This window comes from Nonomuraea sp. 10N515B (genome assembly GCF_052245915.1).
In the GTDB taxonomy this organism is placed as follows: Bacteria; Actinomycetota; Actinomycetes; order Streptosporangiales; family Streptosporangiaceae; genus Nonomuraea.
Genome location: NZ_JBQQBQ010000175.1, coordinates 1 through 1,786, shown reverse-complemented (window position 1 = coordinate 1,786; position 1,786 = coordinate 1). Strand labels below are relative to the sequence as shown.

Here is a 1,786-nt window from a genome sequence, read left to right as displayed (position 1 = left end):
ATGACCCCGTTGCGGATCTCTGAAACTGTCACTCTCGGTCAGCATCGGTGCGGGAGAGTGTTCAGGAGTCCGAAGTCTTCGAGGGTGGTGGTCTGGTGTCGCTGGATCCGCAGAGCCTTCATGAGGTTCCCGAGTTGACCAGGCGTGTGGCCCGGGCCGCCTTTCCCAAGGAATCGCTGGCCATTCGGCTGCGCGACAGTCTGGGGCAGGTCTTTGACGATGCTCTGTTCGCCGAGGCGTTTCCGGCCGATGGGCGGCCTGCTGCGTCGCCGGGAGCACTGGCGATGGTGTCGGTGTTGCAGTTCGCGGAGGGAATGTCTGACCGGCAGGCCGCTGAGGCGGTACGTGCCCGGATCGACTGGAAGTACCTGCTCGGGCTTGAGCTGGAAGACTGCGGCTTCGATCACACGCTGCTCAGTAGGTTCCGTTCTCGGCTGGTTGAGCAAGGTGTGGAGGAGAAGGTGCTGACCGCGGTGCTGGAGGCCGCCGCCAAGCAGGGGCTGCTGCGGCGGGGCGGACGGCAGCGCACCGACTCCACCCGAGTGGTCGCCGACGTGCGTCAGCTGAATCGGATGGAGTTCGTCGCCGAGACGCTGCGCAGCGCGCTGGAGGCGCTGGCCGCAGCCGCACCGGATTGGCTGGAGCCGATCTTGGCTGAACGTCGGACGGACTGGCTCGGCCGCTACGGAGAGCGGGTGGACTCCTGGCACGGCCTGTCGAAGGATCAAGACCGTCAGGCGTGGCTGGAACAGGTGGGAGAAGACGGTTTCCACCTTCTTGCCGCTATCTGGCGGCCCGCCTCGCCCGAATGGCTGCCTCGCATCCCCGCGGTGGAGGTCCTGCGGCGGGCATGGGTGCAGCAGTACCACCGGGACCAGGACGGGATACGGGTACGCGAGGGCGAGGACCTGCCACCGGTGCGGCAACGGCTGGCCAACCCCTACGACACCGACGCACGTTTCGGGACCAAGAGGACCACGAGCTGGACGGGATACTGTCTGCATCTCACCGAGACCTGCGACAGCGACCTGCCCCGCTTGATCACCGACGTGGCCACCACCAGCGCCGCCGAGGGCGACGATAGCCAAGCCCTCACCGGCATCCACTCCCGCCTGCAACAGCGGGACCTGCTGCCCGGCGAGCAACTCGTCGACAGCGGCTATGTCACCGCGGCCACCCTGGTCACCGCACGCGAGCAACACGGTCTCGACCTCGTCGGTCCCGCACGCGCCGCCACCGGCAGCAAGGACCGGCAGCTCTTCAGCCACGACGACTTCCTCATCGATGATCAGCAACGTCACGCAGTCTGCCCGGCCGGAAAGACCAGCACCTCGTGGGCAACGACGCGTGCCAGCCACGGCAGCCGCACCCCCTTGGTCCAGATCCGCTTCGACGCCGAAACCTGCCGTGCCTGCCCCCTGCGCCCGCAATGCACCACAGCAGGCAACGGAAAGTGGGGACGTGCCTTGACCCTGCGTGAACCCGCCCAGCGCGCCGCGCTGCAGCGCCGCCGCCAGGAACAGGCAACGGATGCCTGGCAAGTCCGCTACCGTCCCCGAGCCGGGATCGAATCCACCGTCTGTCAGATCATCCGTCGTACCCGGGCTCGCCGCACCCGCTACAAGAACATCGCTCCCACCCACTTGGGTCACTGTCTGGCCGCCACCGCTATCAACCTCACCCGCATCGACGCCTGGCAGCAAGGTCACCGGCCCGAGCCCACTCGCGTCTCACACCTATGCCGCCTTCTCAAAGCCCACCCCGAATGAGAGATCCGCAACGGGGT

The 1,786-nt window shown here is 67.0% G+C and carries 1 protein-coding gene; it reads left to right on the top strand.

Annotated features, from left to right (window positions below; all coding sequences use genetic code 11):
- Nucleotides 1-95: 95 nt before the first annotated feature.
- Nucleotides 96-1,769: an IS1182 family transposase gene (locus tag ACTWQA_RS58845; RefSeq protein WP_443167469.1), complete on the top strand. Its 1,674-nt coding sequence runs from the start codon at nucleotides 96-98 to the stop codon at nucleotides 1,767-1,769.
- Nucleotides 1,770-1,786 lie beyond the last annotated feature (17 nt).